The organism is Paenibacillus qinlingensis (assembly GCF_013204845.1).
Classification (GTDB): Bacteria; Bacillota; Bacilli; order Paenibacillales; family NBRC-103111; genus Paenibacillus_E; species Paenibacillus_E qinlingensis.
In genome coordinates, this window is the sequence record NZ_JABMKY010000023.1 from 43,550 (window position 1) to 69,223 (window position 25,674).

17 protein-coding genes are annotated in these 25,674 nt (G+C 45.5%); 16 read left to right on the forward strand and 1 reads right to left on the reverse strand.

Going from position 1 to position 25,674, the window contains the following annotated elements:
- The first annotated feature begins 411 nt into the window (after positions 1 to 411).
- The 12 genes from HQN88_RS29325 to HQN88_RS29380 all read left to right on the forward strand — a co-directional run bounded on the left by HQN88_RS29325 (position 412) and on the right by HQN88_RS29380 (position 16,372).
- Positions 412 to 2,376 (forward strand): ABC transporter substrate-binding protein, encoded by a 1,965-nt coding sequence (locus HQN88_RS29325; protein WP_246320518.1) that lies wholly within the window; start codon positions 412 to 414, stop codon positions 2,374 to 2,376.
- A 90-nt stretch (positions 2,377 to 2,466) separates the two neighbouring features.
- Positions 2,467 to 3,465, forward strand: coding sequence for an ABC transporter permease (locus tag HQN88_RS29330; RefSeq protein WP_173119133.1), 999 nt, complete (start codon positions 2,467 to 2,469; stop codon positions 3,463 to 3,465).
- A 2-nt stretch (positions 3,466 to 3,467) separates the two neighbouring features.
- Positions 3,468 to 4,613, forward strand: a complete 1,146-nt coding sequence (locus HQN88_RS29335) for an ABC transporter permease (RefSeq protein ID WP_173119134.1) — start codon at positions 3,468 to 3,470, stop codon at positions 4,611 to 4,613.
- A gap of 23 nt (positions 4,614 to 4,636) precedes the next feature.
- Positions 4,637 to 5,692 carry an ABC transporter ATP-binding protein gene (locus HQN88_RS29340; protein WP_173119135.1) on the forward strand — a complete coding sequence of 352 codons (1,056 nt, stop codon included), beginning with the start codon at positions 4,637 to 4,639 and terminating at the stop codon, positions 5,690 to 5,692.
- Entirely contained in the window at positions 5,685 to 6,704 is a 1,020-nt protein-coding gene (locus HQN88_RS29345; RefSeq protein ID WP_173119136.1) for an ABC transporter ATP-binding protein, read from the forward strand. The genes HQN88_RS29340 and HQN88_RS29345 overlap by 8 nt, the downstream gene beginning before the upstream one ends.
- Positions 6,697 to 7,266, forward strand: coding sequence for an HAD family hydrolase (locus HQN88_RS29350; RefSeq protein WP_246320519.1), 570 nt, complete (start codon positions 6,697 to 6,699; stop codon positions 7,264 to 7,266). Before HQN88_RS29345 ends, HQN88_RS29350 begins: the two co-directional genes overlap by 8 nt.
- A 34-nt stretch (positions 7,267 to 7,300) precedes the next feature.
- The gene (locus HQN88_RS29355; protein WP_173119137.1) at positions 7,301 to 8,350 is read left to right on the forward strand and encodes a LacI family DNA-binding transcriptional regulator; all 1,050 of its coding nucleotides are present in this window, start codon (positions 7,301 to 7,303) and stop codon (positions 8,348 to 8,350) included.
- Between the two features lie 10 nt (positions 8,351 to 8,360).
- Positions 8,361 to 9,458, forward strand: a complete 1,098-nt coding sequence (locus tag HQN88_RS29360) for a Gfo/Idh/MocA family protein (RefSeq protein WP_173119138.1) — start codon at positions 8,361 to 8,363, stop codon at positions 9,456 to 9,458.
- Positions 9,455 to 10,174 (forward strand): ThuA domain-containing protein, encoded by a 720-nt coding sequence (locus HQN88_RS29365; RefSeq protein WP_173119139.1) that lies wholly within the window; start codon positions 9,455 to 9,457, stop codon positions 10,172 to 10,174. The genes HQN88_RS29360 and HQN88_RS29365 overlap by 4 nt, the downstream gene beginning before the upstream one ends.
- A 117-nt stretch (positions 10,175 to 10,291) precedes the next feature.
- Positions 10,292 to 11,044: a glycerophosphodiester phosphodiesterase gene (locus HQN88_RS29370; protein ID WP_173119140.1), complete on the forward strand. Its 753-nt coding sequence runs from the start codon at positions 10,292 to 10,294 to the stop codon at positions 11,042 to 11,044.
- Entirely contained in the window at positions 11,041 to 13,767 is a 2,727-nt protein-coding gene (locus HQN88_RS29375; protein ID WP_173119141.1) for an alpha-mannosidase, read from the forward strand. The genes HQN88_RS29370 and HQN88_RS29375 overlap by 4 nt, the downstream gene beginning before the upstream one ends.
- A 28-nt stretch (positions 13,768 to 13,795) precedes the next feature.
- Positions 13,796 to 16,372, forward strand: coding sequence for a DUF5054 domain-containing protein (locus HQN88_RS29380; protein ID WP_173119142.1), 2,577 nt, complete (start codon positions 13,796 to 13,798; stop codon positions 16,370 to 16,372).
- 285 nt (positions 16,373 to 16,657) lie between these two features.
- Here HQN88_RS29380 and HQN88_RS29385 read toward each other — a convergent pair whose 3' ends face one another.
- Positions 16,658 to 18,100 carry an S-layer homology domain-containing protein gene (locus HQN88_RS29385; RefSeq protein WP_173119143.1) on the reverse strand — a complete coding sequence of 481 codons (1,443 nt, stop codon included), beginning with the start codon at positions 18,098 to 18,100 and terminating at the stop codon, positions 16,658 to 16,660.
- A gap of 327 nt (positions 18,101 to 18,427) precedes the next feature.
- Here HQN88_RS29385 and HQN88_RS29390 point away from each other — a divergent pair, with 327 nt between their 5' ends.
- From HQN88_RS29390 to HQN88_RS29405, 4 genes are all read left to right on the forward strand, one after another.
- Positions 18,428 to 20,743: a glycoside hydrolase family 95 protein gene (locus HQN88_RS29390; RefSeq protein WP_337995182.1), complete on the forward strand. Its 2,316-nt coding sequence runs from the start codon at positions 18,428 to 18,430 to the stop codon at positions 20,741 to 20,743.
- A gap of 131 nt (positions 20,744 to 20,874) precedes the next feature.
- On the forward strand, positions 20,875 to 23,175 hold the full coding sequence (locus tag HQN88_RS29395) for a helix-turn-helix domain-containing protein (RefSeq protein WP_173119144.1): 2,301 nt from the start codon (positions 20,875 to 20,877) through the stop codon (positions 23,173 to 23,175).
- Positions 23,176 to 23,854: 679 nt separating this feature from the next.
- A complete protein-coding gene (locus HQN88_RS29400) occupies positions 23,855 to 24,760 on the forward strand; it encodes an ABC transporter permease (protein ID WP_173119201.1) in 906 nt (301 codons plus the stop codon).
- Positions 24,761 to 24,774: 14 nt separating this feature from the next.
- Positions 24,775 to 25,671, forward strand: a complete 897-nt coding sequence (locus tag HQN88_RS29405) for a carbohydrate ABC transporter permease (RefSeq protein ID WP_173119145.1) — start codon at positions 24,775 to 24,777, stop codon at positions 25,669 to 25,671.
- The last annotated feature ends 3 nt before the right edge of the window (positions 25,672 to 25,674 follow it).

Genomic DNA, 25,674 nt, shown 5'->3' on the forward strand with positions numbered 1-25,674 from the left:
TATAACACATTGGAACTCACCTGATTACCCTTACGCCATTCCATAAGGATGTAGCTTTCAAGGAATAAGGAATGCCTTAAATCGCGACTCCACATTCTTCCAAAAAAATGATTGCAAACGTTTAAAATCCGATGTAAGATACAATTATAAAAAGCAAACGCTTACAATAAGTGTTATTAAACCGGTTTAACACAACGAATTGGAAAGTTAACATCGGAATAAGAGTTCTTGCATACTCTAATTTAAAGCGCTTACATTATATTAAAACGGTTTAACTACATACATTTAATTTTTTTTATATCTTATTAAACCGGTTTAAGGATATTCTGCCTTGGAGGTGAAAGGGTCCGATTTCCAACTACGCGACAGGGATTAGTGAAGAACAAGTTTAAAATTATGGAGGGGATTGGCTTGAAAAGAAGCAGTTTGTTAGTTGGTATGATGATGTTAATTTTTGCAGTTGTTTTTGCAGCATGTGAGAGTGAAAGTGAACCAAAAGCAAGTTCAGCAGTGAAAGAAACAACAGGTCCAGTTGCATCAGCGGCTACAAAGATAAGCGGATTTAAAGAAGCCCCGATGTTAGCTAAGCTTGTGACTGCAGGAACCCTTAAGCCTGTAACGGATCGGATGCCAGTTAAGGAAGATATTATGGTCGAGAAAGTAACGGATGAGATCGGCAAATACGGCGGCGACTGGAAAATGCCTTGGGCTGGTCCGAATGATCGCTGGACGGTGGGTGCACCGACCGAGGAATCGCTGTTCCGTTTTAATAAGGATGGAAGTACAGTTGAGCCCAACGTTGCCAAAAGCTTTGAAGTGAATAAAGACTCAACGGAATTCACGATTCATTTGAGAAAAGGGATGAAATGGTCAGATGGTATGCCATTTACAGCCGATGATGTCCTGTTCTATTGGGAACATATGCTTACGAAAGAAACGTTCGGCAAAAAGGTCTATGATGCCTATTACTCCATCGATCCTGTATCTGGTGAAAAGGCACTAGCACAAGTGACTAAGGTTGATGATTATACGTTCAAAATCACCCATAAATATCCTAGCGTACTATTTTTGGAGCGTGTGGCCATTGATAATAAATGGTTCTTCGCACCAGCACATTTCCAAAAAACAATTTTGCCTGAGTTTGTAGGAGAGGCGAAAGCACTAGAAATTGCGAAGCAATGGGGCTTTGCAGACGTGAAATCTTTCTTGGTAGCAACGGGATATTACGATTGGATTAACCCGCAGATCCCCAATTTAAGACCTTGGGTAGCTAAGAACGATCCGAATAGTGATCAATTCATTATGGAGCGTAATCCTTACTATTGGAAAGTGGATAGCGAAGGAAATCAACTGCCTTATATGGACCGTCTCGTAGCTACTAAAGTACAGGATCCCGCACAACGAGTTCTTGGCGCATTAGCTGGCGATTATAATTTGCTTGATTTTGATTTTAAAGATTTCACAGTATTAAAAGAAAATGAAAAGAAAGCAGCGTTCACTGTCACACCTTGGACGCAAGCAGCATGGTCAAGTGCAGGACTTCAATTCAATCAAACGATTGGCGATCCTAATCTGCGTAAGCTTTTCCAAGACATTAAATTTAGAGAAGCTGTTTCGGTTGCGGTTGACCGTAAAGAGATTTCTGAAATTGTGACAAACGGCTTAGGGGCTCCTCAACAAGCTTCTGTTCCAGAAGGTTTGGTTGGCTTCCAAAAAGGCTGGGCAGATCAATGGAGCAAGTTTGATCAAGCACGTGCGAATCAGCTTCTGGATGAACTTGGTTTGACAAAACGCGATAAAAACAATTTCCGTTTAAATGCTGACGGTTCTGATCTCACGATTACGGTTATTGAGAACACGACGAATACAGCAACTTTCTTGGAATTAGTCAAAAAATATTATGAAAAAGTCGGCATCAAGGTAGATATCAAAGTTGTGGACGCCGGTACCCATAATGATTTGAAATACGCCAATAAGATTCCTGTAACGACAGAAAATATATCGCTTGTCAATGTGGCTTTTAGACCGGATACACTTGTACCACTCCGTGTACTTACACCATGGCTTGGGAATTATGGCTTGTACACGTCATCCAATGGGAAAGATGGCGTTAAACCGGAAGGCGATATCGCGTTAATCTTGGACTATTGGAATAAAGTTAAATCTTCGACAACCAAAGAAGATATCACAAAATGGAGCAATGAAATCATTAAACTCAATCAAAAGAATCAATGGCTGATTGGTTATGCAGGCCCAACGCCTAAGCTAATTGTGGCATCTAACAAGATCGGCAACGTGCCTAAGAGTTTAATTTATGCGGATGAATTCCGCAGCTTGGGTCATGGTCATCCTTCTCAGTTCTTTATCAAGCAATAGGCGGATGGTAACTGGATACTGGGGAAAGACAATTTCCCCAGTATCACTATCAAGAGGATCATCGAATTAACCGGAGAGGACAGGATCTAGATGCTCCAATATATTTTAAGAAGAATCATTATGGTCATACCCGTCGTTTTTGTGATATCCGTTATTGTCTTCTATATCATTCAGTTACCTCCTGGTGACTATGTGTCATCGTATGCGGCGAAAATGTCCGCGGCTGGTGAGGTCATGACACAAGCAGATATTGCTGAAATGAGATCAGCCTTAAAGCTGGATCAACATTGGTTCATTCAATATTTGGATTGGATGAAAAACATTTTTACCGATTTTAATTTCGGATATTCGTTTAGCTATAACAAGCCTGTTTTGAGCGTAATAAACCAATTTATGGCGTTAACGCTTATCGTTTCTCTGGCAACTATGGTATTTACGTACGCTGTGGCCATTCCGATCGGGATCTACTGTGCAGTAAAGCAATATTCCATTGGTGATTATATTTTCTCGGCTTTCGGTTTTCTTGGTATGGCTACTCCTCACTTTTTAATGGCGATCATTCTCATGTATCTGTCCTATGTGTATTTTGGTGATCCTTTACTAGGGTTATTTTCGAGTGATTACGCAAGTGCGGCTTGGTCGATGGGGAAGGTTCTCGACTTGCTGAAGCATATGATCATCCCTATTATCGTTATTGGTTTGGCGAACACCGCAGAGCTCATTCGCGTCATGAGAGGGCAAATGCTGGACGAATTGAATAAGCCGAATGTGGTGACGGCACGCTCCAAAGGCTTATCTGAAACGAAAATATTACTAAAATACCCGACACGGGCTGCACTCAACCCCATCGTAAGTACCCTTGGATGGTCATTAACGTCCATTTTTACAGGTTCGACGATTACGGCAATTGTTCTGAATTTGCCTATTCAAGGCCCAGTTATGTATAACGCATTATTAGCCCAAGATATGTATTTGGCAGGTACGTGGTTATTGTTTATGGCCGTGCTGACGGTTGTGGGTACATTGATTTCGGATATTTTGCTGGCATGGCTCGATCCAAAAATTCGCACTGCATTCAGAGGTGTGTAACTATGAAACCAATTACAACAATGGGCAAACAACTTGTAACCACCTTCAAGCGTCCGAAAAATAACGATGTCTATTACAGCTCGCAGTGGCGACTTATATACCGCAGGTTGAAGAAACATAAATTAGCTCGTGTCAGTTTAATTATTCTAGCTGCGTTCTACCTTGTAGCTCTCTTTGCTCAGTTCATAGCTCCTTATAGTTTGGAAAGCTACGACAGCAAATATGTCAATGCCCCGCCTACGAAATTGAGTTTCAAGGATGCTGAAGGTAGCTTTCATTTTAGACCCTTTGTCAACGAGCTGAAATCAGGCAGAGATCCTGTTACATTGCGGAAGATTTTTGTGCAGGACGAGAATGTTCGCCATCCGCTGCGTTTTTTTGTGAAAGGCGAAAGCTACAAATTCCTGGGTTTGATCCCAACAAGTACACACCTTTTTGGCGTAGATGAGCCTGGCCGTATTTTCCTTTTCGGTACGGACGGAATGGGGAGAGATCTACTATCTCGTGTTGCGCTAGGTAGTCAAATTTCACTAAGTATCCCGCTTATCGGTGTGGGGATCAGCTTTGTCCTTGGTTTATTTATCGGTGGGATATCCGGCTATTTCGGAGGATGGATTGATTCTGTTATTCAGCGGTTTATTGAAATTATTCGGTCCTTTCCAACGCTGCCGCTCTGGATGGCCTTATCCGCTGCTATACCAGCCCGCGTTCCCGTAGTGACCATGTATTTGTATATCGTCATCATCTTTGCATTCATCGGTTGGACAGATTTAGCTAGGGTTGCGAGAGGCAAGTTCATCTCGTTAAAGAATGAAGAATATGTGCTTGCAGCCAAAATAGCCGGAGTTAGCGACGCGAAAATTATTATCAAGCATCTCTTGCCTGGATTTATCTCCTACTTGGTAGTGGCAACAACACTAGCCATCCCGGGTATGATTCTGGGGGAGACAGCGATGAGCTTTCTAGGGCTCGGGATTCGTTCTCCTGCGACTAGCTGGGGCGTACTCCTTCAGGAGGCTCAGCAAATAGAGAATATTGCTTTGTATCCATGGAAACTAATCCCACTCGGATTTGTCATTGTTACCGTATTAACGTTTAACTTTCTAGGCGACGGTTTGCGTGATGCAGCCGATCCATACAAGAAATAAACTAAGGTAAGGCGGGGAATGTCATGACATCAGAAGCTGTTATTGATTCACAATCCGAACTACCCCTACTGTCTGTTCAAGACCTCAAGATTCGTATTCAGATGGATAATGGGGAAATGAGGGCGGTAGATGGCGTCGATTTTGATATAAAAAAAGGGAAAACACTTGGACTTGTGGGGGAGTCTGGCTGTGGGAAAAGTTTAACCAGCAGAGCCATTATCTCCATTAATCCCAAAGAGTGCGAAACTTCCGGCAAGATTGTGTATCACTCGACCTCGGAGAAGGCGCTCAACAAGCTGGATTTGTTATCGCTAGATACGCGAGGCAAACAGATTCGATCCATTCGCGGACGCAAGATTGCGATGATCTTTCAAGAGCCGATGACGGCATTTTCACCGATGTATACGATTGGCAATCAAATCATGGAATCGATCCTCATCCACCGGACTAAAGATAAAAAAGAAGCGAAAAAGATTGCGCTTGAAATGTTAAGTAAAGTGGGCATTTCGGATGAAGCGAAAAGATTTGACCAGTACCCGCATGAATTCTCGGGTGGTATGCGTCAGCGGGCGATGATCTCCATGGCCTTATCCTGTAATCCGGAATTGTTAATTGCCGACGAACCCACGACTGCGCTTGATGTAACGATTCAAGCCCAAGTGATGGAGCTGATGAAGGGACTTCAGAAAGAGTTTGGCATGGCGATCTTGCTTGTCACGCATGATCTAGGCATCATTGCTGAGATGTGCGATGAAGTAGCTGTCATGTACTTAGGGAAGATTGTGGAGCAGTCGACCGTAGGCGAAATTTTTAAAAATCCCAAACATCCCTATACCAAAGGTTTGCTCAATTCGATGCCTAAGTTAACTGGGAATAGAAATAAACGATTAGAATCGATCGAGGGTACCGTTCCGATGCCAGTTGATATGCCTCCGATGTGCGGTTTCTATGACCGATGCAAGGATCGGATTGAAGGGGTATGCAACAAACAAGCGGTTCCCAAAACGCGCATATCCGATAACCATATGGTTAGATGTTTCCTTTACGCAAATGAAGGTGAGGAGAAAACATATGTCTAAACCGATTTTGAAAGTAAACCATCTAATCAAAAACTTTGAAGTCAAAGACAAGAATAAGTTGTTTGCCAGGCCTTCATCCGTTCGTGTATTGAACGACGTTTCTTTCGAACTTATGGAGGGAGAGACGCTGAGTATTGTCGGTGAATCCGGCTGCGGGAAAACAACGCTAGGCCGATGTATCGTGAGGGGAATGAATGCTTCTTCCGGGGAAGTGATTTACCATACGGAAGGCGATGAGCAAGTTGATTTTTTAGGCCTTCGCGGGAAAGAATTCAAGAAATTCAGAAAAGATATTCAGATGATTTTTCAAGATCCGTATTCCTCACTAAGTCCGAGAATGAGTGTTTATGATATTATTTCGGAGCCGCTGCTCGCTAACTTTAAGCTAACCAAAGCAGAGCTGGATGAGAAAGTGACCTTAATCGCTGAGAAAACAGGATTAAATGTCAGTTACCTCAAGCGTTATCCACATGCCTTCTCTGGGGGCCAGAGACAACGTATCGCGATTGCCCGTGCACTTATTTCCAACCCTCGACTCATCGTCTGCGATGAAGCCGTGTCGGCCTTGGACGTTTCAATTAAAGCGCAAATTATTAATCTGTTGAAGGATCTGCAGAAGCAGCTTCAGATAACGTATATTTTCATCTCACACGATTTGTCTATTGTCCAAAACATTTCCGACCGTGTGGCGGTTATGCACTTGGGGCGAATTGTTGAGTTAGCACCTGTGGATTCGCTTTTTCAATCGCCTAAGCATCCTTATACAGAGGCACTCCTGTCGGCCGTACCTGAGCCTGATCCTGATTATAAAAAGGAACGCATCATCCTCGAAGGTGAGGTACCGAATCCAGCCAATCCTCCGAGCGGGTGTCATTTCCATCCCCGGTGTATGTACAAGACTGACAAATGCGTGAAGGAAGAACCAAAGCTGCAGGATTTAGGAAACAACCATTACGCAGCTTGTCATTATGCTGACCAATTAAACTTAAGAGGTGTCGCTGCTCATGTATAAACCAACAACGAAAGATCATATGCCGATTGATCCCAATGCGAAGAAGTTAATTGTTTTCCTGGACTGTGGAGATACCATCATTGATGAAGGAACCGAAATTAGAGATGACCATGATATTGTGATTAAAGCGGATCTGATTCCTGGGGCTGATGTGATGGTGAGGACACTTGCCGAACGTGGCTATATCCTGGCTCTTGTAGCTGATGGGAGAGCGCAATCGTTCAAAAATATGCTAACGGATCATGGCTTATATGATTATTTTACCACGATGATTTATTCAGAATCGATTAAGGACGCGAAACCAAGTCCTCGTATGTTTAAAGCTGCGATGGGTGCGTTAGAACTCACGGAGCAGGACTGCTCAAGAATCGTCATGGTTGGCAACAACCTAAGCCGAGATGTGAAAGGCGCTAATCAAATGGGGATCACGAGCATCTTCTTAAGCTGGACATCTAGGTATCCGAAGGTGCATGAAGATGAAAGTCAAAAGCCTGCCTATACCATTAGCAATCCGGTAGATTTAATTGACTTGGTCGAGAAGCTTAATGCACAATTGGAATAAACGGACATTGTAACGAAGGGATGTTTACCCGAACATGGCAAAAATTGATGATGTTGCAAGGCTAGCGAAAGTCTCTAAAGGGACAGTTTCTAATGTCTTTAGCCAAAAAAGACCGACAAGCAACGAAGTCAGAGAGCGTGTGATGAGTGTTTCTAGACAATTAAATTATGTCCCTAATCATACTGCGCGAAGCTTGGTTACCAAGAAAACGATGGCCATTGGCTTAACCATACCGCACGGCAGCTTCTTCTTTAGCGCATTTCATACGCAGTTTATCAACGGGGTCATTCTGGAAGCAGCTTATTATGGGTATAGGGTCCTGTTAGATATCATTCCTGTCCATGAGGTGAAAACGCCATTTTTGACGAGTTATCCGATTGATGGTGCTGTTGTGATGAGGCCTACAGCCAATGATGAACGGATCAACCTCATGCATATGGGGCAGATTCCTTTTGTAACGGTAGGTCATGTGATGAATGAAAACATAGAGCATTCCACGAGCGTAGATAACGATAATGTACAGATGATGTCCAATATTTGTGAGTATTTAGTTGGCAAAGGCCATAAAGATATTATGTTTTTGAATGCCAATGAGCATATGACCGTCTCTATTGATCGGAAGGCTAGCTTCATTCAGGCCATGAAGGTTCGTGGGCTAGACGTAGAGGAGCACATGATTCATCATAAGCCTCCTGAGCTGAACTCGAGTGAATACATGGATTATGGCTATGAAGAGACGGTCAATATTATTGGGAAGATGAATAAAAAAGTAACCGCGATTATTGCTGATGATGATCGTACCGCATTCAGTGTTCTTAATGCCATTAAGGACCTTAATCTTACTGTACCTGGCGATGTCTCTCTATTTGTGATATGCGGAGATAACTCGATGATGGTGCAATCGAACCCGTCTTTGACGAGCATGGATTTGCAGCCATCCGAATTAGGTGCCCAATCGGTCCGATTGTTAATGCATCAACTAGGCGTGCTACAAGGGGAATACGAGGAAAATATCATTGTTGAAGGCAAAATTATAGAGCGAAATTCAGTCTCGACGATTGATCACGAGGAAGATCGCAAATAAGGGAGCGAACATGATGAGCAATAAACATTGGCATGTAGGCATTATTGGCCTTGGCGGTATCGGCGATTATCATATGAACAATCTTGCCAAAATTACCAATACAAGCGTTGCCGCCATCTGTGATGTGAATGCGAATGCGGTGGAACAGGTCGGGGAACGTCTGCAATTGCCTGCTGAGAAGCGATACACGGATTATCGAGCGATCATTGCCGATCCTGACATCGACTTCATCATTTCCGGTGTTTCCAATAAATTTCATTGTGATATCCTCAAAACAGCGATTGCATGTGGCAAACCAATCTTCTCGGAGAAGCCTTTTACTCGAACGATGGAGGAGGCGGATGACTTACTTCGGTTATATGAGGCAAATCCGATACCTTGCATGATCGGCTTCTCGTATCGGTATAGACCTTGCTTCCAATATGTGAAGCAGCTCGTTACGGACGGTGCTTTAGGCCGAATCCGGCATATCGCTGCGCACTATTTGCAAGAGGAAAACGCGCCAATGTTTAATAAGGAATACACGTGGAGATTCAATAAAGAGATGGCAGGATCCGGCATATTAGCGGATATTGGCTCGCATATGGTGGATGCGGCACGCTTTTTTGTAGGCGAATTTACGCAGGTGTCAGGCATGATGACCACGTTCACGGATCGCCGATTGGATAAGCGAACAGGGGAATACGCCGAAGTTGATGTGGATGATTTTACTGGCTTCCAGTGTGTATTAGAAGGCGGCGTGATGGGATCGTTTTATACCCATAAGAATGCAATTGGCACAGGGAATCAATTCAATGTTACCTTGTTTGGTGACTTGGGTACGGTCCGAATGTCAGTCGAAAAGCCCAATGAGGTTCATTTGACGCTAAGATCAGGCGAGAATCTACAACTGACTGAGTCTGTCATTCACTTGGATGAGAAGTCAGTGAAGCCGATGCTGCAGGACTTTGTAGATTATTTGGAGCAAAAGAACTCTACTTCGCTCCCGACCATTATCGATGGATACCGTAACCAACAAGTGCTGCAAGCCATTATCGATTCAGCGCAAGACGGTGTAACAAGAAGCTTATCACACGTATCAAATGTGAAAAGGGAGGAGCTTGTATGATCCGAGTAACGATTTGGAATGAATTCCTTCAGGAGCAAAGAAAAGAAGAAGTAGCTCGGATCTATCCCAAAGGTATGCATGGAGCCATTGCTGACGGTATTCGTCAGGATGGATTTGAAATAAGCTGTGCAACGTTCGATGAGCCTGAACATGGGTTAACCCAAGAAAAGCTGGATCAGACGGATGTCCTTATTTATTGGGGACACGTTGAGCATAAGGGCTTCCAAGATAACGTCGTTGATCGCATATGCAAACGTGTACATGAGGGAATGGGGCTAATCGTACTTCACTCTGGTCATCATTCCAAATTGTTTCGCAAACTGATGGGCACTTCCTGCGATCTGCTATGGCGGGAAGCGGATGAGAAAGAGCGACTATGGGTCATGGATCCATCCCATCCCATCGTAGCGGGAATTGGACCTTATATTGATTTGGAAGAGGAAGAAATGTACGGAGAGCATTTCGATATTCCTACACCAGAGGAATTAATCCTTGTCAGTTGGTTTCAAGGGGGAGAAGTGTTTCGAAGCGGATGCACGTATCGTCGTGGCCAAGGGAAAATCTTTTATTTCCGTCCAGGTCACGAGACGTATCCTACCTACCACAATAAAGATGTGCAGCGCGTCATAGCCAATGCGGTGAAATGGACAGCCCCGATTCTAAGGGAGAAGACGTTTTACGGGCATCACATGCCGCTTGAGGAGATCAAGAAGTAGTGAGCTCATTGCAGATAACAGCTTCTTTCATGGTGAAAGAAGCTGTTTGGCTTACGAATTCAATCACGTACAAGGCATGGCTTTCGCAACTATGATTCTTAATTGAGGTGAGATTGATTGAAGACATATCCATTACTAACTGCACATACGGGGTGTATGGGCACACCTGATAATAGTTTGCTTTCTATAAAAACAGCGGTCCATAGCGGAGCCGATATTGTGGAAGAAGATATCCTGATAACTTCGGATGGGGTCCTTGTGCTTTCTCATGACGATCATGTTTACACCGCAGATGGAACGGAATTTAAGATTTCCCAGATAAGCTATGCAGAACTGAGTCTGTTGGACATCAAAGCTCATAACGGGGCACCTGGTGAGACGATTCGGATCTTATCCCTGGAATCGGTGATGCCGATCTTGCGAGCATCAGGCAAGATCATGAATCTGGATTTGAAATCAGATGCTTGTGTGGAGCCAGTTTCTCGATTCGTTGAGGAAAACGGACTGCTAGAGATGGTCATTCTAAGCGGATGTGAGACCAGACGTGCCCATGATGTGAACAGAACGGATCCGCGCTTGCGCAAGCTGCTGAACGTGGATACGTCCTTATTTCTAACGCTAAATGAGAGGGAAGCTGTTCGCATTAGCTGCGAGGACGCCTTGAGCGCGAAGTGCTTTGGTCTCAACGTGAATTATCGGATTGTTGGGCCGGAACTCATTCAAGCAGCAGCCCGTCACGAGCTGGATGTCTACATCTGGACGGTCCATTCAGAAGATGAGATGAAGCACTTTATGGAGATGGGTGTCAGGTCGATTACGTCTCGCAATATTTCGGCTTTGGTGCAAGTACGGGAGGGAGCTAAAAGATGAATTCGAAGCGAACAGCTCATATCATTTCCCATACACATTGGGATCGAGAATGGTATTTACCTTATGAGAAACATCATGTGCGTCTCGTCAAACTCGTGGATGAACTGCTGAATAAACTGGATCAAGATCCGAATTATCGCAGTTTTTTCTTGGACGGACAAACGATTATTCTTGAGGACTATTTGCAGGTTAGACCCGATCAGCAAGACCGATTATCCCGTTTGATTCGGGACGGGCGGATTTTGATTGGTCCCTGGTATATCCTGCAGGATGCCTTCTTAACTAGCGGCGAGGCCAACGTAAGAAATATGCAGATTGGTCACCAAGATGCGATGAAATATGGGTCTGTTTCGAAAATCGGCTACTTTCCCGATACCTTTGGTCTAGTGGGTCAGACGCCGCAACTGATGCGGCAGTTCGGGATTACGAATGTGTTTTTTGGGCGAGGCGTTAAGCCAACAGGTTTTAACAACACCGTGTCAGATGGTGATTACGAGTCGTCGTTTTCGGAACTGACGTGGGAGGGCCCGGATGGTTCACAGGTACTCGGCATTTTGTTTGCCAACTGGTATAACAACGGATGGGAAATTCCTCTTGATCGCGAAGAAGCGAGGATCTACTGGGACCAGAAGCTGGCTGATGCAGAGAAATACGCGTCGATGGGTGAATGGCTCTTCATGAATGGCTGTGACCATCAACCGATTCAATTGGATTTGCCGGAAGCACTTCAAGTTGCGCGCGAGCTTTATCCAGATACAACCTTTATCCATTCCAATTTTGTTGATTATCTGCAAGATGTTGAGCGTTCCCTGAACCGTGAGCTTTCCATAATAAAAGGCGAACTTCGCAGCCAACGTACAGACGGTTGGAATACGCTTGTGAACACCGCCTCTGCCCGTGTTTATTTGAAACAAATGAACCAGGCAGGGCAAGCGATGTTGGAAAAAGTGGCGGAGCCTTTGGCCGCTTTGGCACATGTCCTTGGAACGCAGGAGAAATATCCGCATCATCTATTTACCTATGCGTGGAAAACACTGATGCAAAACCATCCGCATGACAGCATATGCGGATGTTCCGTAGACGAAGTACACCGTGAAATGGTGACGCGGTTTGAGAAAAGCCGGCATGTGGCAGAAGCCATCATCGACGAAAGCAAACGAGCTATTGCCCGCATGATCGATACATCGGGCTTTGCCAACATGGGCGAACATGCGCTGCCCTTCATCGTTATGAATACCTCCGGTTGGGAACGCAGCGGTGTTGTACATATTGAGCTTGACGCCTTGCGTTTGTACTTCCGTGACGGTTACACACCTGACGAAGCGAGTAAGGCCATCCAAGCTATGGATCTCTCGGGTATGACCCTGATGGATGAAAACGCGAACGTCATGGCATGCACGGTGCAGGATCTTGGACTGCAATTTGGATATGATTTGCCGGAAGATAAGTTCCGTCAACCCTATATGTGCCGCAAAGTGAGGCTTACCTTTGAAGCGGAGCATGTACCTGCGTTAGGGCTGAAAGCTTATGCCTGGGTGAAACGTGAAGCAGAAATGCCTGCTTCCTCGCTACTAGTGGGAGATCGCGTGCTGGAAAATGAGATGCTCAAAGTCGAGGTCAACGCGAACGGTTCATTCAACGTAACTGACAAGACGAATGGCCGTGTTTATCGGGATTTAGGCATCTATGAGAATAGTGGGGATATCGGCAATGAATACATGTACAAACAGCCGGATAGTGAAACTCCGCGAACGACTTATGAGCTGGCTGCGCAAATTCGAGTAGTAGAAGATACGGCGTACCAAGCATCTATTGTAATTGTACATGATTGGGAATTACCTGCATCTGCAAACGAAGTGCTCGAGGAAGAGCAACGGAAATTGAGCTACTTCGGGACGCGAAAAGCACAGCGCTCAACCCGCATGGTACCCATGCAGATCCGCACGGTTATCAGCTTAAGCCGCAGGGGGCAAGGGGTAGCCATTACAGCTACCTTTAACAACCAAGCGAAGGACCATCGGTTACGGATGCTTTTCCCAACAGATTTGAACACACGGATTCATTGTGTCGACACGATGTTTGAAGTCCCGCAGCGCGGCAATGAGCCGGCGGCAGAATGGCAGAACCCCAGCAATACACAGCATCAGCAGGCTTTCGTTGATCTCAGTGAAGCCGGGGCAGGCTTGGTTGTCGCCAATGTAGGCCTGAACGAATACGAGGTATTGCGTGACGTCCGCAATACGGTTGCGATAACACTGCTCCGAGCTGTTGGTGAGCTTGGCGATTGGGGCTTGTTCCCGACGCCAGAAGCACAATGTCTGGGTGAACACACCGTACGGATGTTGGTCATTCCACATAACGGGGATGGTATTCTGTCGGGCGCTTATGCGGAGGCTTATCAGTTCCAAATTCCATGGACATCTTGCCAGACAGATTCCCATCTTGGAAGGATTTCACCTTCGTTTGCCCCTTTCCAGTGGGAAGGTCGTGAGTTGGCATTTTCCTCTATGAAAATGAAAGAAGGAACGGAGGAGCTCTTGCTGCGTTGGTACAATATGAGCGACCAAAAGGTTAGCTTGCAGGTAAACTCTCATATTTCGTATAACAAGTTCTACAGGAGTTCAATCAGAGAAGAGCAGGGATCGCGCATCGAAGCTGAGTCTAATGATCAAATTCAATTGTCAGTTAGCCCATGTGAAATTGTGACGATCGGGATTCATTGATAATTTATAGATATCGGAGGAGAGAACAGTGAGGCAACTAGAGAAGATATATGTTGTTTTTAAAACTCATGTAGACTTGGGTTTCACGGACTTGGCCAGCAACGTCATCTCCCAATATAGAGAAGAAATGATGAATGATGTTCTAGCTGTCTGTGAAGACACGATGAAGGATGGACCAGACCATCACTATGTGTGGACACTGCCTGCATGGATGCTGAAAGAATGTTTGGATACGCCGGATGTGGGTAGAAAGGAAAGAATGGAAGCCTTGATTAGGAACGGACAACTGCGTTGGCATGGGCTTCCGTTTACGACACATACGGAGTTTTGCGGCACCGAGGAGTATATTAGAGGGCTCTACATCTCAGAAAAGCTTCGCGAATCATATGGACACACAGCGATTGCCGCCAAAATGACAGATGTCCCCGGTCATACCTGGATGCTGCCCACCTTATTGAAAAACGCAGGCATTGAATTTTTGCATCTGGGCGTAAATGCGTGTTCTTCACCGGTTGATTTGCCACGGTTATTTCACTGGGAAGGACCGGATGGCAGCAGGGTCTTAACCTATTATTCCAAGGGGGCCTATGGCACAGACCTGACGCCGCCTGATGATTGGCCTTATCCGATTTGGATAGCGCTGCTGCAAACACAAGACAACTATGGTCCACAGGATGGCTCCGTGGTGCAAGACTTGTTGGATGAGATTGCGAGTAAGTATCCCGATACCGAGGTGAAAATCGGGACCATGGACGACTTTGCACGTGATTTTGTCGCCAGAGAGTATTCAGATATCCCAGTAATTCGCAAGGATTTGGCCGATACCTGGATTCATGGAATTGGCACTTATCCAGAAGAAGTGTCCCGTGTACGGCGGATGCGCTCGGATATTGCAACACGCGAAAGCTTGTCCACGCTTGAGCAGCTGCAAGGGATGCGTGAAGAAGATCACGCGGCTGCCATAGCGGAGGCGTATGAACACACGCTGTTATTCGGCGAACATACGTGGGGGATCGATATCAAATCGAATTTACTGCCTGGACGCAACAGCCAGCGTGCTTTTGGAAAGGCCGCGATTGAGAAAGACAGAGCGATGTTTCCAGACTCCTATCTTAAGACGGAGGCTTCTTGGGCTGAACAAAGAAATTACATAGATCAAGCAGAGAAAGCGTTAAGCGAAGTTCAACCTTTTACAGCCATAGATTCGAATATTATTGGCGTGTATAACCCGCTTGCTTGGGAACGACAGCATGTGAAGATCACCCTTGAGCAGCGGAAGCACGGTACACTGACAGATAGAGAAACGAAGGAATCCTATTTCGTGAATGAAACGGGCGAGGCCAACGTTGGAGAGTTAGCACCGATGGGGTATCGAACTTTTGAGTATGCGCAAAGCATGGTTGACGCTCATTCAGATATCATCGCAGTGAAAGACGCAGAGAACGCGATATTAGAAAACGATGCGATACGCATCGTGGTCAGCGCGCAGTCAGGCTGTATAACTAGCTTTTATGACAAGCAGAATCAGAAGGAATGGGCGATTAACGGAAGGTTCGCGCAATACGAATACGATGTTTACGGGAAAGAAGATATCCTGAATTTTGTGAAAACATACAGCTATGATCTCATGGATTGGTATGTGAACGATTTTGGTAAACCAGGTTACCCTAGAATTGATCATAAGGGATATGGGCTGCATCTTGCAGATGTTAAAATTTCAAATGGCGTAGGCTGGGGCAGCATTGAAACAGTCTTCACGACGCCAACTGAAAGCTATGAGGAGTTTGGAAACGGGGAAGAGATCCGCGTAGTAATGCGTTTGGAAGCTGACCAACCATTTGCTGATATGCAGTTGGCCGTTGATCGTAAAGCCTCTACTGCGTATGCCGAGAGTGGGCACTTTACGTTTGCTCTGAACGCAGATCATCCGGCGTATCGATTCCAAAAATTAGGCAGTGTTGTTAATCCGGTTGCCGATATTGAGAAAGGTGCGAATACACGCCTTCACTGCGCTAGCCAATGGGTAGATGTACAGGATGAACAAGTGGGACTGGCGATTATCCCCTTCGATACACCGTTATTTTCCATTGGTGAGAAGGGAATTTACCAGTATGCCAAAGAAGTGTACGTACCCGAACAACCAATCCTTCATTTCAACTTATTTAACAATCAATGGGGGACGAACTTCCCGCAATGGATCAGCGGCAGTTTCCAGTATGCCTTCCGACTAGTTCCTCATACGGGGGATTGGAAGGCAGGACACGTTCAGCAGCTAGCGGCCGAAGCCTGTATGCCGGCTCAGGTGATAGCAGGTTGGAAGCCTTCAGGACCCTCAAGCTATCAATTTCTGACAGAAGGTGTAGAGGGGATCCATGTCTTATCCTTCAAAAAAGCGGAGCAAGGCGATGCCTACATCTTACGCTTCCAAAACCTGCTCGATACATGCTCAGCGGTAAAGCTTCCATTCACGGAGTCTATAGCAGATGTGAAGGAATGTGATCTGGTCGAGCGGACGAAGGAAACGAAAATAGAGTTTGGCAGAGATCACTTTGCCGTGACGATGAATCCTTTTGAAATTAAAACGATGAAGCTTTGGTTTGTTTGAAATTGAAGCAGGAGCTAGGCGGTTTATAGGCGCTTAGCTCCTTTTTTTTGACGATCATCGCCCAAAGCTGCGTTAGTCCGATTTCTCCGAACTAAATCGGGGTTTTGTTGCCAAAAAGGTATATAGTCAGATTCTACCGAATTATTTCCCCATTTTTTACGAGGAAAGGCCGTTTGGGTCGATATAGTTGGGATTTTTCGGACTAATTGCGGCTTTAGGGTGCTGGGAGGCAAATTAGTTAGGTTTTTTCGGACTAATTCGTTTCGAGTGGCGCGCTGGGAATATCTAATGCAGTACGGCTGTTGCCAAGTACGTGCGCAGCGAGAGAAGGATCGCCTGCTCACGAGTGGTATTCCCATGCGGATCGAGCTTGTTGCCAGCAACGCCGTTCATGATGCCGTAGTTCACAACAAAGTTCATCGCATCCTGCGCCCAGCTGGAGATGGAGCTGGAATCACTGAAAGTCATCTTCGTCGTTGTATCCAGTGCTACACCTGACTTGGCCAGTCTTACCGTTCGCAGCAGCATAACGCTCATCTCCTGGCGGGTGATGGGGTTTTTAGGACCAAACGTATCATTCGTCAAGCCGTTCACGATCCCCAGCCGATACGCCTGGTTCACTTGCACATTATTCGTATCTTTGAACACGGGATTGTAGTCAGGTGCTACCGTTTTCCCCGTCAGCTTCTCATAGAGCCGAATGGCAAGCCCAGCAAAATCTTCTCTCGTAATCGCCTCTGTATACTTGCTCATGGTTTCACTGGTCGTCAATCCGAGACCAAACGCTTGCTTTAACTCTGGCAGTGCCCATGAACTGGCACCAGCAAAGATGTCGGGTACGTTCGTTATAACACCGTCTACTTTCGATATGAGATCAGATGAAACCGTGATTCGAGCAATATCATCGAGAATGTTTAATGTAGTTTTACCTGGCTTCAGAATCGGTTGTATGCCTGATCCCTTCAAGAGAGGCGCATCGATTTGAATATCTTTAATTTGTCCGAGTGGAGGTGTAGACTCCACAATCGTGACGGCCTCTCCGGGGACCAAATACTCGGGAATGGCATATTGGTCAATGATGGGCTTAATTTGGTACACGTACCATGTATTATTGGTTTTACTTGTTTGCGTATCTACATAGGAGACTTGGCCAATCGAATCGGTTTTACCTGAAAAGGTGAATGTCTTCTTGCCATCAGGTCCTGATCGCGTAATGTCGTAACGGGATTCCATATTCGAATTGTCCAGCCAAGTTAGTGTCACGGATCCGTTGGAATTGGCTGTGGCTTTCACATCGGTCGGAGCGCCAGGCTGCTTCACGGAGTATGGTGCAGACACATAATCGTCCTCACTATTGCTGCCCACGAGGGGATCGAACCAAGCGTGTATGCGAAACCGAACAGAGGTGAGGCTGGCATCGATCGGGAGTGTTAGTGCGCCGCCTTGCCCGCGCGTGAGTGGAATCCAGCTTACCCCATTATCTCGCGAATAGAACAAGGTATCGGTTGAAGTTGTAGACACAACCTTGGTTGTATCGTACATAATGACGAAGGGAACTTCTGCGGTTACGTATTGAAGCCTATGTTCATAGTCTCCCCCTATTGGACGCAGGCTCATGCTTCTAATATCTGCCTCTGCGTCAGCCCTAGATCCCCCAACGGCTACACCAGTCAATAACAGTGCACTAGCCGTCAAGAGCAGATAAGTTTTTTTCCACAATGGATACATGCCTAGCCTCCCTTATACCGTGAATCTGTATTTTGAGGCTAGCATAACAGTCAACTTGTTCGTTGTCATGAGTGAAATGGGCTAATTTTCTATTCAATTGCATGCGGAAAACCACTATTTATAGCGAATTTTAACGTGGCTTACCTGTTCACGGCCCAAGCAGTGCTGCCTTCACAATGAAGAAGGGATAATTGGATGCTCAAATGTGAGATGTACCCTGGCTATTGAGGCAATTGTACGTGGGATACCGCAATTGTACCTAGCTATAGCGGGGAAATATCCCCTACAATAGCATAAAGAAAGCGTAATCATTATGGGGGAATTGCAATGATGAATGAAATGAAGCTATGGTATACGCGTCCTGCATCGAATTGGTCACAGGGACTGCCTATCGGAAATGGACGATTGGGGGCTATGATCTGTGGCGGCGTGAAGCATGAAACATGGAGCCTTACAGAAGTGACGTATTGGTCAGGGAAAGCAGAACCGATTCTTGGTCACTCCAACCGTAGAGCAGATTTGGATCAAATGAGAGAGCATTTTTTTGGAGGCGATTATAGACGGGGTGATGAGCTGGCGAAGCAGTCGCTGCAACCCGAAAAAGGGAACTTCGGTACGAACTTATCGATGTGTGATGTTCAACTAACGTTTGACGATCATGGTGATCAGTTGGTTCGAGAGCTGGATCTTCAGAGTGCTTGCACGCGGACAGCGTACATCTCCGAAGGGCATAGACGAACAAGAGAGGTTTATGCGTCGCATCCGGATGGCGTCGTCGCCTCACGATTAACTAGCGATCAGTCTGGCAGTATTTCACTTACGCTGCGTATTCTCGGAAGAACAGATAGGTTCGCTGCAACTTTAAGCGGTAACGATACGTTAGTTTTTGAAGGGCAAGCGGTAGAAAGCATGCATAGCAATGGAGAGTGCGGTGTACGCTGCCAAGGTGTACTGAAAGTTATTGCCAACGGCGGTAGTGTGTCCGCAGTCGGTGATCAAATTCGGATCAATAACGCAGACGACGTGGTGATCTATTTGGCAGCAAACACCGATTACGGTAGTAGCGATGACGAGTGGATCTCTAAGTCAGCACGTCAAGTTGAAGATGCAATAGCCAAAGGCTATGAGCGACTGAGAGAAGACCACGTGGCGGATTATCAGAGTTTGTATGACAGAGTACACCTAGATCTAGGTGTAACGGATCACTCGCATCTACCCACAGACGAAAGAATACAGCTCTTTCTGAAGGGGCAGGATGATGATCCGCACTTATTTGCCTTATTTTATCAATATGGTCGCTATCTGACGATTGCCGGAGCAAGGGCGGATTCTCCGCTGCCACTCAATTTGCAAGGAATTTGGAATGACGGCGAAGCCAATCGGATGCAATGGAGCTGCGACTATCATCTGGATATCAACACCCAAATGAATTATTTCCCGACGGAAGTGAGCAATTTGGCGGAATGTCATCTACCCTTAATGCGATTCATTGAGCAGTTAGCGGGGAGTGGAAGAGCGGCAGCGCAGCATTTCTATGGCTGTGAGGGATGGGTTGCCCACGTATTTACCAACGCTTGGGGATTCGCGTCACCGGGGTGGGAAACGTCATGGGGGCTGAACGTAACGGGTGGCTTGTGGATTGCCACGCATCTTCGTGAGCACTATGAATTCGGGCTCGATCAGGCGTTTCTGGCAGAGACGGCGTATCCTGTACTGAAAGAAGCTGCTGCCTTTTTCCTCGACTATATGACGGTTCATCCGAAGTATGGCTGGTTGGTGACTGGCCCGTCGAATTCACCGGAGAACAGTTTCTATGTAAATGATCCGCAGCGAAGCGAATATCAGTTGTCCATGGGATCTACGCTGGACCAGGTGCTGGTACGCGATTTGTTCGTATTTTGCCTAGAAGCGTCAGAGCATTTGCAAGTGGATGTAGAGCTGCAACGGAAGCTGAAACAAGCCATCGGTATGTTGCCGCCATTGATGATTGGACGAAGAGGACAATTGCAGGAGTGGCTGGAGGATTATGAAGAGGCGCAGCCAGACCATCGCCATTTTGCTCATCTATTCAGCTTATACCCCGGTAATCAGGTGACACCTGAAGGGACGCCAGAACTCAGCGCTGCGGCAAGGGTAACTTTGGTGAATCGCATGGAACGTGAAGCGTTAGAGGACGTTGAGTTTACGTTAGCCGCGTTTGCGGCGAATTTTGCCAGATTGCAAGATGGCGAGAATGCCTATAAGCATCTCACGCATTTAATCGGTAAATTGTGTTTTGACAATTTATTGACCTTCTCGAAGGCAGGGATCGCCGGGGCTGAAACGAATATATGTGTGATCGACGGCAATTACGGCGGAACGGCGGCTATTGCAGAAATGCTGCTGCAAAGTCACGTAGGAGGCATTCACCTGCTACCAGCACTTCCGGCCAAGTGGCACTCGGGGATGGTCACAGGCTTGCGAGCAAAAGGGAACGCAGAGGTGGATGTGACTTGGGCGAACGGCCAATTGGTTGAGGCGGTCATAAGAGCATTTTCGCCAAGTCGTTTGCTCCTTCATTATCATGATCACAAGGTCGAGCTTGTTCTGGAGCCCAACTGTACGTACTACCTCGATGGTAGTTTGCAAATAAAATTCATCTAAATACCAAGTAGACCAAGGCAGCTACAGTCGGAATAAGCGTAGTTGCCTTTCCTTTGTTTATCTAGAAAACGATATGGTATAATAAAATACACTTTAGATAGCGCTTACATAAATAGGGGGGGATAAGGTTCATGCCGAAGTTTTCACGGTTATTCCGTAAATTTCTGATCTCCTATATTGTGATCCTGGTTATTCCGAGCATTGCCGGATATATGTCATATCGTACGGCGATTGCGGTGACGCAATCCGTATCCATTGAGAATAACGTGACACAACTTCGGAAGAGTCAAGATATTTTGGAGCGGAGGATGGCTGAGGTAGAAGGATTCACTAGGCAATTGGCTCTGAATCAAGAGTTGAGCGTTCTTATGAATGAGAAGGGAATGGATGAAAAGGTCAATCTGTATGGCATTTGGAAAGTCAATAATGATATTAAAGCATTTAGCCAGACGAATGATTTCTTACAGCAATTTTTTATCTATTTAAATAATTATAACGTGCTCTTAACGCCCGCATCTTCCTATTTCCAGCCGGAACGTTATTATCAGTCTTCCCACTATAAAGATCTGCCCGCAGAAGAATGGAAACGAACGTTATTAGAGCAGACGCACAATAGGGAAATCATACCGCTGAAACCCTTTATTACGAATGGTGTGGAAACCTCTGTGATTACTTATATACAGTCGCTCCCGTTAGACAGCTTTAGTGGTACAGCACGAGCAACAGTCGTTGTTCTCATTGATGAGAAAGTTATCTCCAGTGTCTTATCGGATCTGAAGGATCAATACGGCGGGTGGTCTCACATTAGTGATGCTCAAGGACATACCATAAGCTTACTTGGCATAAATGAATCGGACGCTGCGAAGCTAGCTACAGACACTAGCTTTGATCAATCCAAAGCAAATCAGTTCTATAACGATGATTTGGTCATTACGATTCGATCCAAGACGACAGGATGGGTATATAGAGCGGGAATCCCAAGACATGTATTAATGGAAAACGCGAATAAAATCAAATATATTACGTGGTCAGTGACAAGCGCAGCACTTGTGGTGGGATTGTTGGTGGGTCTATGGCAAGCTTACCGAAATAGTTCTCCCCTGCATCGATTGCTGAATGTGATGAAGGAGCAGTTCGGCAAAGATGCCGCAGTAGGACGCAACGAGTATGACTTTCTGCAGGGTAATATCTCGAACATGATTTCTAATAATAAGCGTCTCGAAAATGAATTAAACCGTCAGCTCCCATTAATTCGAGATGCTTTCTTGAAAAGGCTTATCGCAGGCGAATTCCGATCACTGGAAGAGATTGCAGCAGCTGCCGAACAGGCCAATACAGGGTTACAAGCGGATACGGGTTACACAGGTATTTTGCAAATCAAAGGGTACTCCGGTATGGATAATGTCGACATTCTGAACGAGTTAAGTGCGGCTCGACTGATTATGAAACAGACCTTGAACGATCTAGGGTGGCTGGTGCATATGACGGATTTGGGTGCGGATCGGGTTGTGGTTATTTTTGAAGGGATTGCTTCTGGTGAAGACACGGCGACAGTGAATAAAGAGGTTGAGCGAATTCTGAATGAGCTTGCCGAGTTTTTATTTATGGAATATAAAATTACGATCATTGCAGCGTTGGGTAATCCTTTTAGTACGATGATGGAGGTCCGACATACGTATGAGCAAGCTACTCAGGCGTTAGAATATGCGCTGCACATGAATCGCAAAGGCGTATTATGGTTCTCTGATGCCAGATTGGAAAGTGACACCTATTATTATCCGCTAGATATTGAACTGCGTTTGATCAGTACGATAAGAGCGGGGGATCTGGACGAAGCGAACAGGATTCTGGACGCGATTATAGCCCAAAACATTGAAAATCGTGAACTATCCCTCGAGATGAAGCATCAGCTTGTCGGGGAGCTGAAGGGCACATTCCTGAAATTGCTTTATCAGAAAACATTCCAGGAATCCGACATTTTCGAGCTAGTCAAACATCGCGTTGCTAACATTCAAGCGAATGAAGAAATTGACGTAATTCGGCAAGATATCGCTGATATTATGGCATCCTTATGCGGGTTAATTGCCAACAAAAAGAACGATCATCATAATCAAACCGTAGAGCAGGTGATGAAGTATATCGCTGAGATGTATAGTGATCCTGATCTGAATTTATACCGTGTGGCAGAAAAGGTGGAGCGCCCCGAGAAATATATTTCCAACCTGTTCAAAGAGGTAACGGGGAAGAATTTGTCGGATCATTTGGAGCAGGTAAGGATGGATCAAGCCGCCAATTTGTTAAAAAGGGATACGTACACGGTAGATGAAATTGCTGCTCGTGTCGGATACAATAGCTCGCATTCTTTTCGCAGAGCGTTTAAGCGAGTGCTGGGTGTTTCGCCTAGTTCGTATAGGCAATCTACGACGGAATGATCATAAAGAAGCTAAGCGCTTTGTTGCGCTTAGCTTCTTTTGGCTTTGGATCGGTGGAGGTGAGGTTGCGCGGAGCGATCACACACTCTCCCCAACTCTCAAAAATGCAAAAATACAACCTTTTTCACTGATTTATGGTTGCTATTGGTAAATACGTGCAAATACGCAACCTTTTTAACGTTTTTCCTCAAAATCGCCTGGAATCACTCCAAATTGATGCCTTTTTGCATCAATTTTCGATAATGGAGTGGGAGCTCATTCGAAAAGTGCTCTTGTGCACTTTTGACTGGAGTAGTTTGAACGGGAGAGTTTTAGAAAAATAATAGCGTTACTCCAGCCACCAAGCTACCCCAGCTACCCTAGCTACCCCAACTATTGCAGCCATACTAGCCATGTTAGCTAGCCACCCAAGCCAAACTAGTTACTTCAGCTACTCCAGCCACACGAGCCACTCCATCCAACGAAGTTGGATGATCGTTAGACAGATGTACCCTCCATTTACCGCAAATTGTACGTGAAATAACGCAAGTGTACCTATCTAATATGGGCAATGATCCTCTAGAATAAGGCTCAAGAAAGCGCAATCATTTGTGAGACAGAAGATCTAGGGGGTTTTGTTTTGGATAAAGGACTAGTCACCAATCAGAGTTCGCTGGTCAAAAGCAGTCGACTTGGCATCATGGAGGCAGCAACCAGAAGTTTCAAGAAACACTGGCAGCTGTATCTACTCATCATTCCACCCGCGTTGTATTTCCTTATATTTAAGTATTACCCGATATTGAACGCGGTGCTTGCTTTTAAGGACTACAATGTCACGAAAGGCATCTGGGGAAGCCCTTGGGTCGGGTTTAAGAACTTTCAATTATTTTTTGAAAATCCGCTGTTCTGGACACTAATGAAGAACACAATATTTATCAGTGGATACCTGTTAATTGTTGGATTCCCGATTCCTATTTTGTTGGCGTTGGCAATCAATGAAGTGCGCAATCAGCGCTTCAAGAAGCTGGTCCAACTCGTTTCTTTTGCACCCTATTTCATATCTACTGTTGTAATGGTGTCCATTATTATGCTCTTTCTGGCGCCTCGTCTAGGCTTCGTCAATGTGGTGATGAATCATTTCGGTATGGATTCGATTAATTTTCTGGGAGAGCCCGGCATGTTTCGTTCGATCTATGTGTGGTCGGACATTTGGCAGACGGCTGGTTATTACTCGGTCATTTTCTTGGCTGCTTTAGCCGGTGTGGACCCTTCCCTGTATGAGGCGGCCAAAGTAGATGGCGCTTCACGGATGCAGAAAATTATCCATGTTGATTTACCTGGCATTTTGCCCACCATTGTCGTCGTCCTTATCTTGAATGTAGGTAATGTGATGGCGATTGGCTTTGAGAAAGTCTATTTATTGCAAAATCCACTGAATACGGTGAATTCCGAAATTATCGCGACCTATGTGTACAAAGTGGGGCTGCTGAATGCGAATTACAGTTTCGCCACAGCCGTCGGGTTATTTAATTCGGTGATTAATTTAATCCTCCTCATTGTTGTGAATAGATTGGCTAGAAAATTTTCGAATCATAGTATTTGGTAAAAAGGAGTGCAGCTATGTCTACGATCAAAGCAAGGGTGAAAGATTCACTAGGAGATAGAATTTTCTTGATTGCCGTTTACGTACTTCTGAGTCTCCTACTCATTGTTGTACTATATCCGCTTATTTACGTGATCAGCAGTTCGTTTAGCAGTCCTGCGGCTGTCACTTCCGGCAGAGTATGGCTGTGGCCGGTTGAGTTATCGCTGAAAGGGTACAATACCTTGATTCATAATCAGAAAGTCGTGATTGGTTATGGGAATTCACTTTTTTATACATGTGTAGGAACCATCATTAGTGTTGTGCTTACCATTATGATTGCGTACCCGCTTTCTCGTAAAACGTTCTTCGGCAAAAATGTGCTGATGATGCTAATCACGTTTACTCTGCTGTTCAGCGGCGGGTTAATTCCGACGTACTTGGTCGTCAAGCAGATGGGACTGATTGATACGAGATGGGCGCTGCTCATTCCGAACGCGATTTGGGTGTGGCAGGTCATCATCACGAGATCTTTCTTTCAATCCGCGATTCCAGATGAACTGTTTGATGCAAGTGAAATCGACGGCTGCAGTGACTTCAGGTTTCTGAGAAGCGTAGTCGTGCCGTTATCGAAACCGATTATCGCTGTTCTTGTCCTCATTTATGCTGTAGGCCAATGGAACGCATACTTTGATGCTTTGATTTATCTCAAATCCGCTAGTTTGTTCCCACTGCAGTTGATTTTGCGCAGTATTATCATTCTCAACAACAGCTCGAATGCAACAGATGCACTGAAACAAGTCGAAAGACAGCAGCTTGCAGAAGCGTTGAAATATTCCCTCATTGTCGTAACAACGCTGCCTGTGTTGATTATTTATCCGTTCGTCCAGCGATTCTTCGTGCAAGGCATGTTAGTGGGTTCTGTGAAAGGTTAAGAC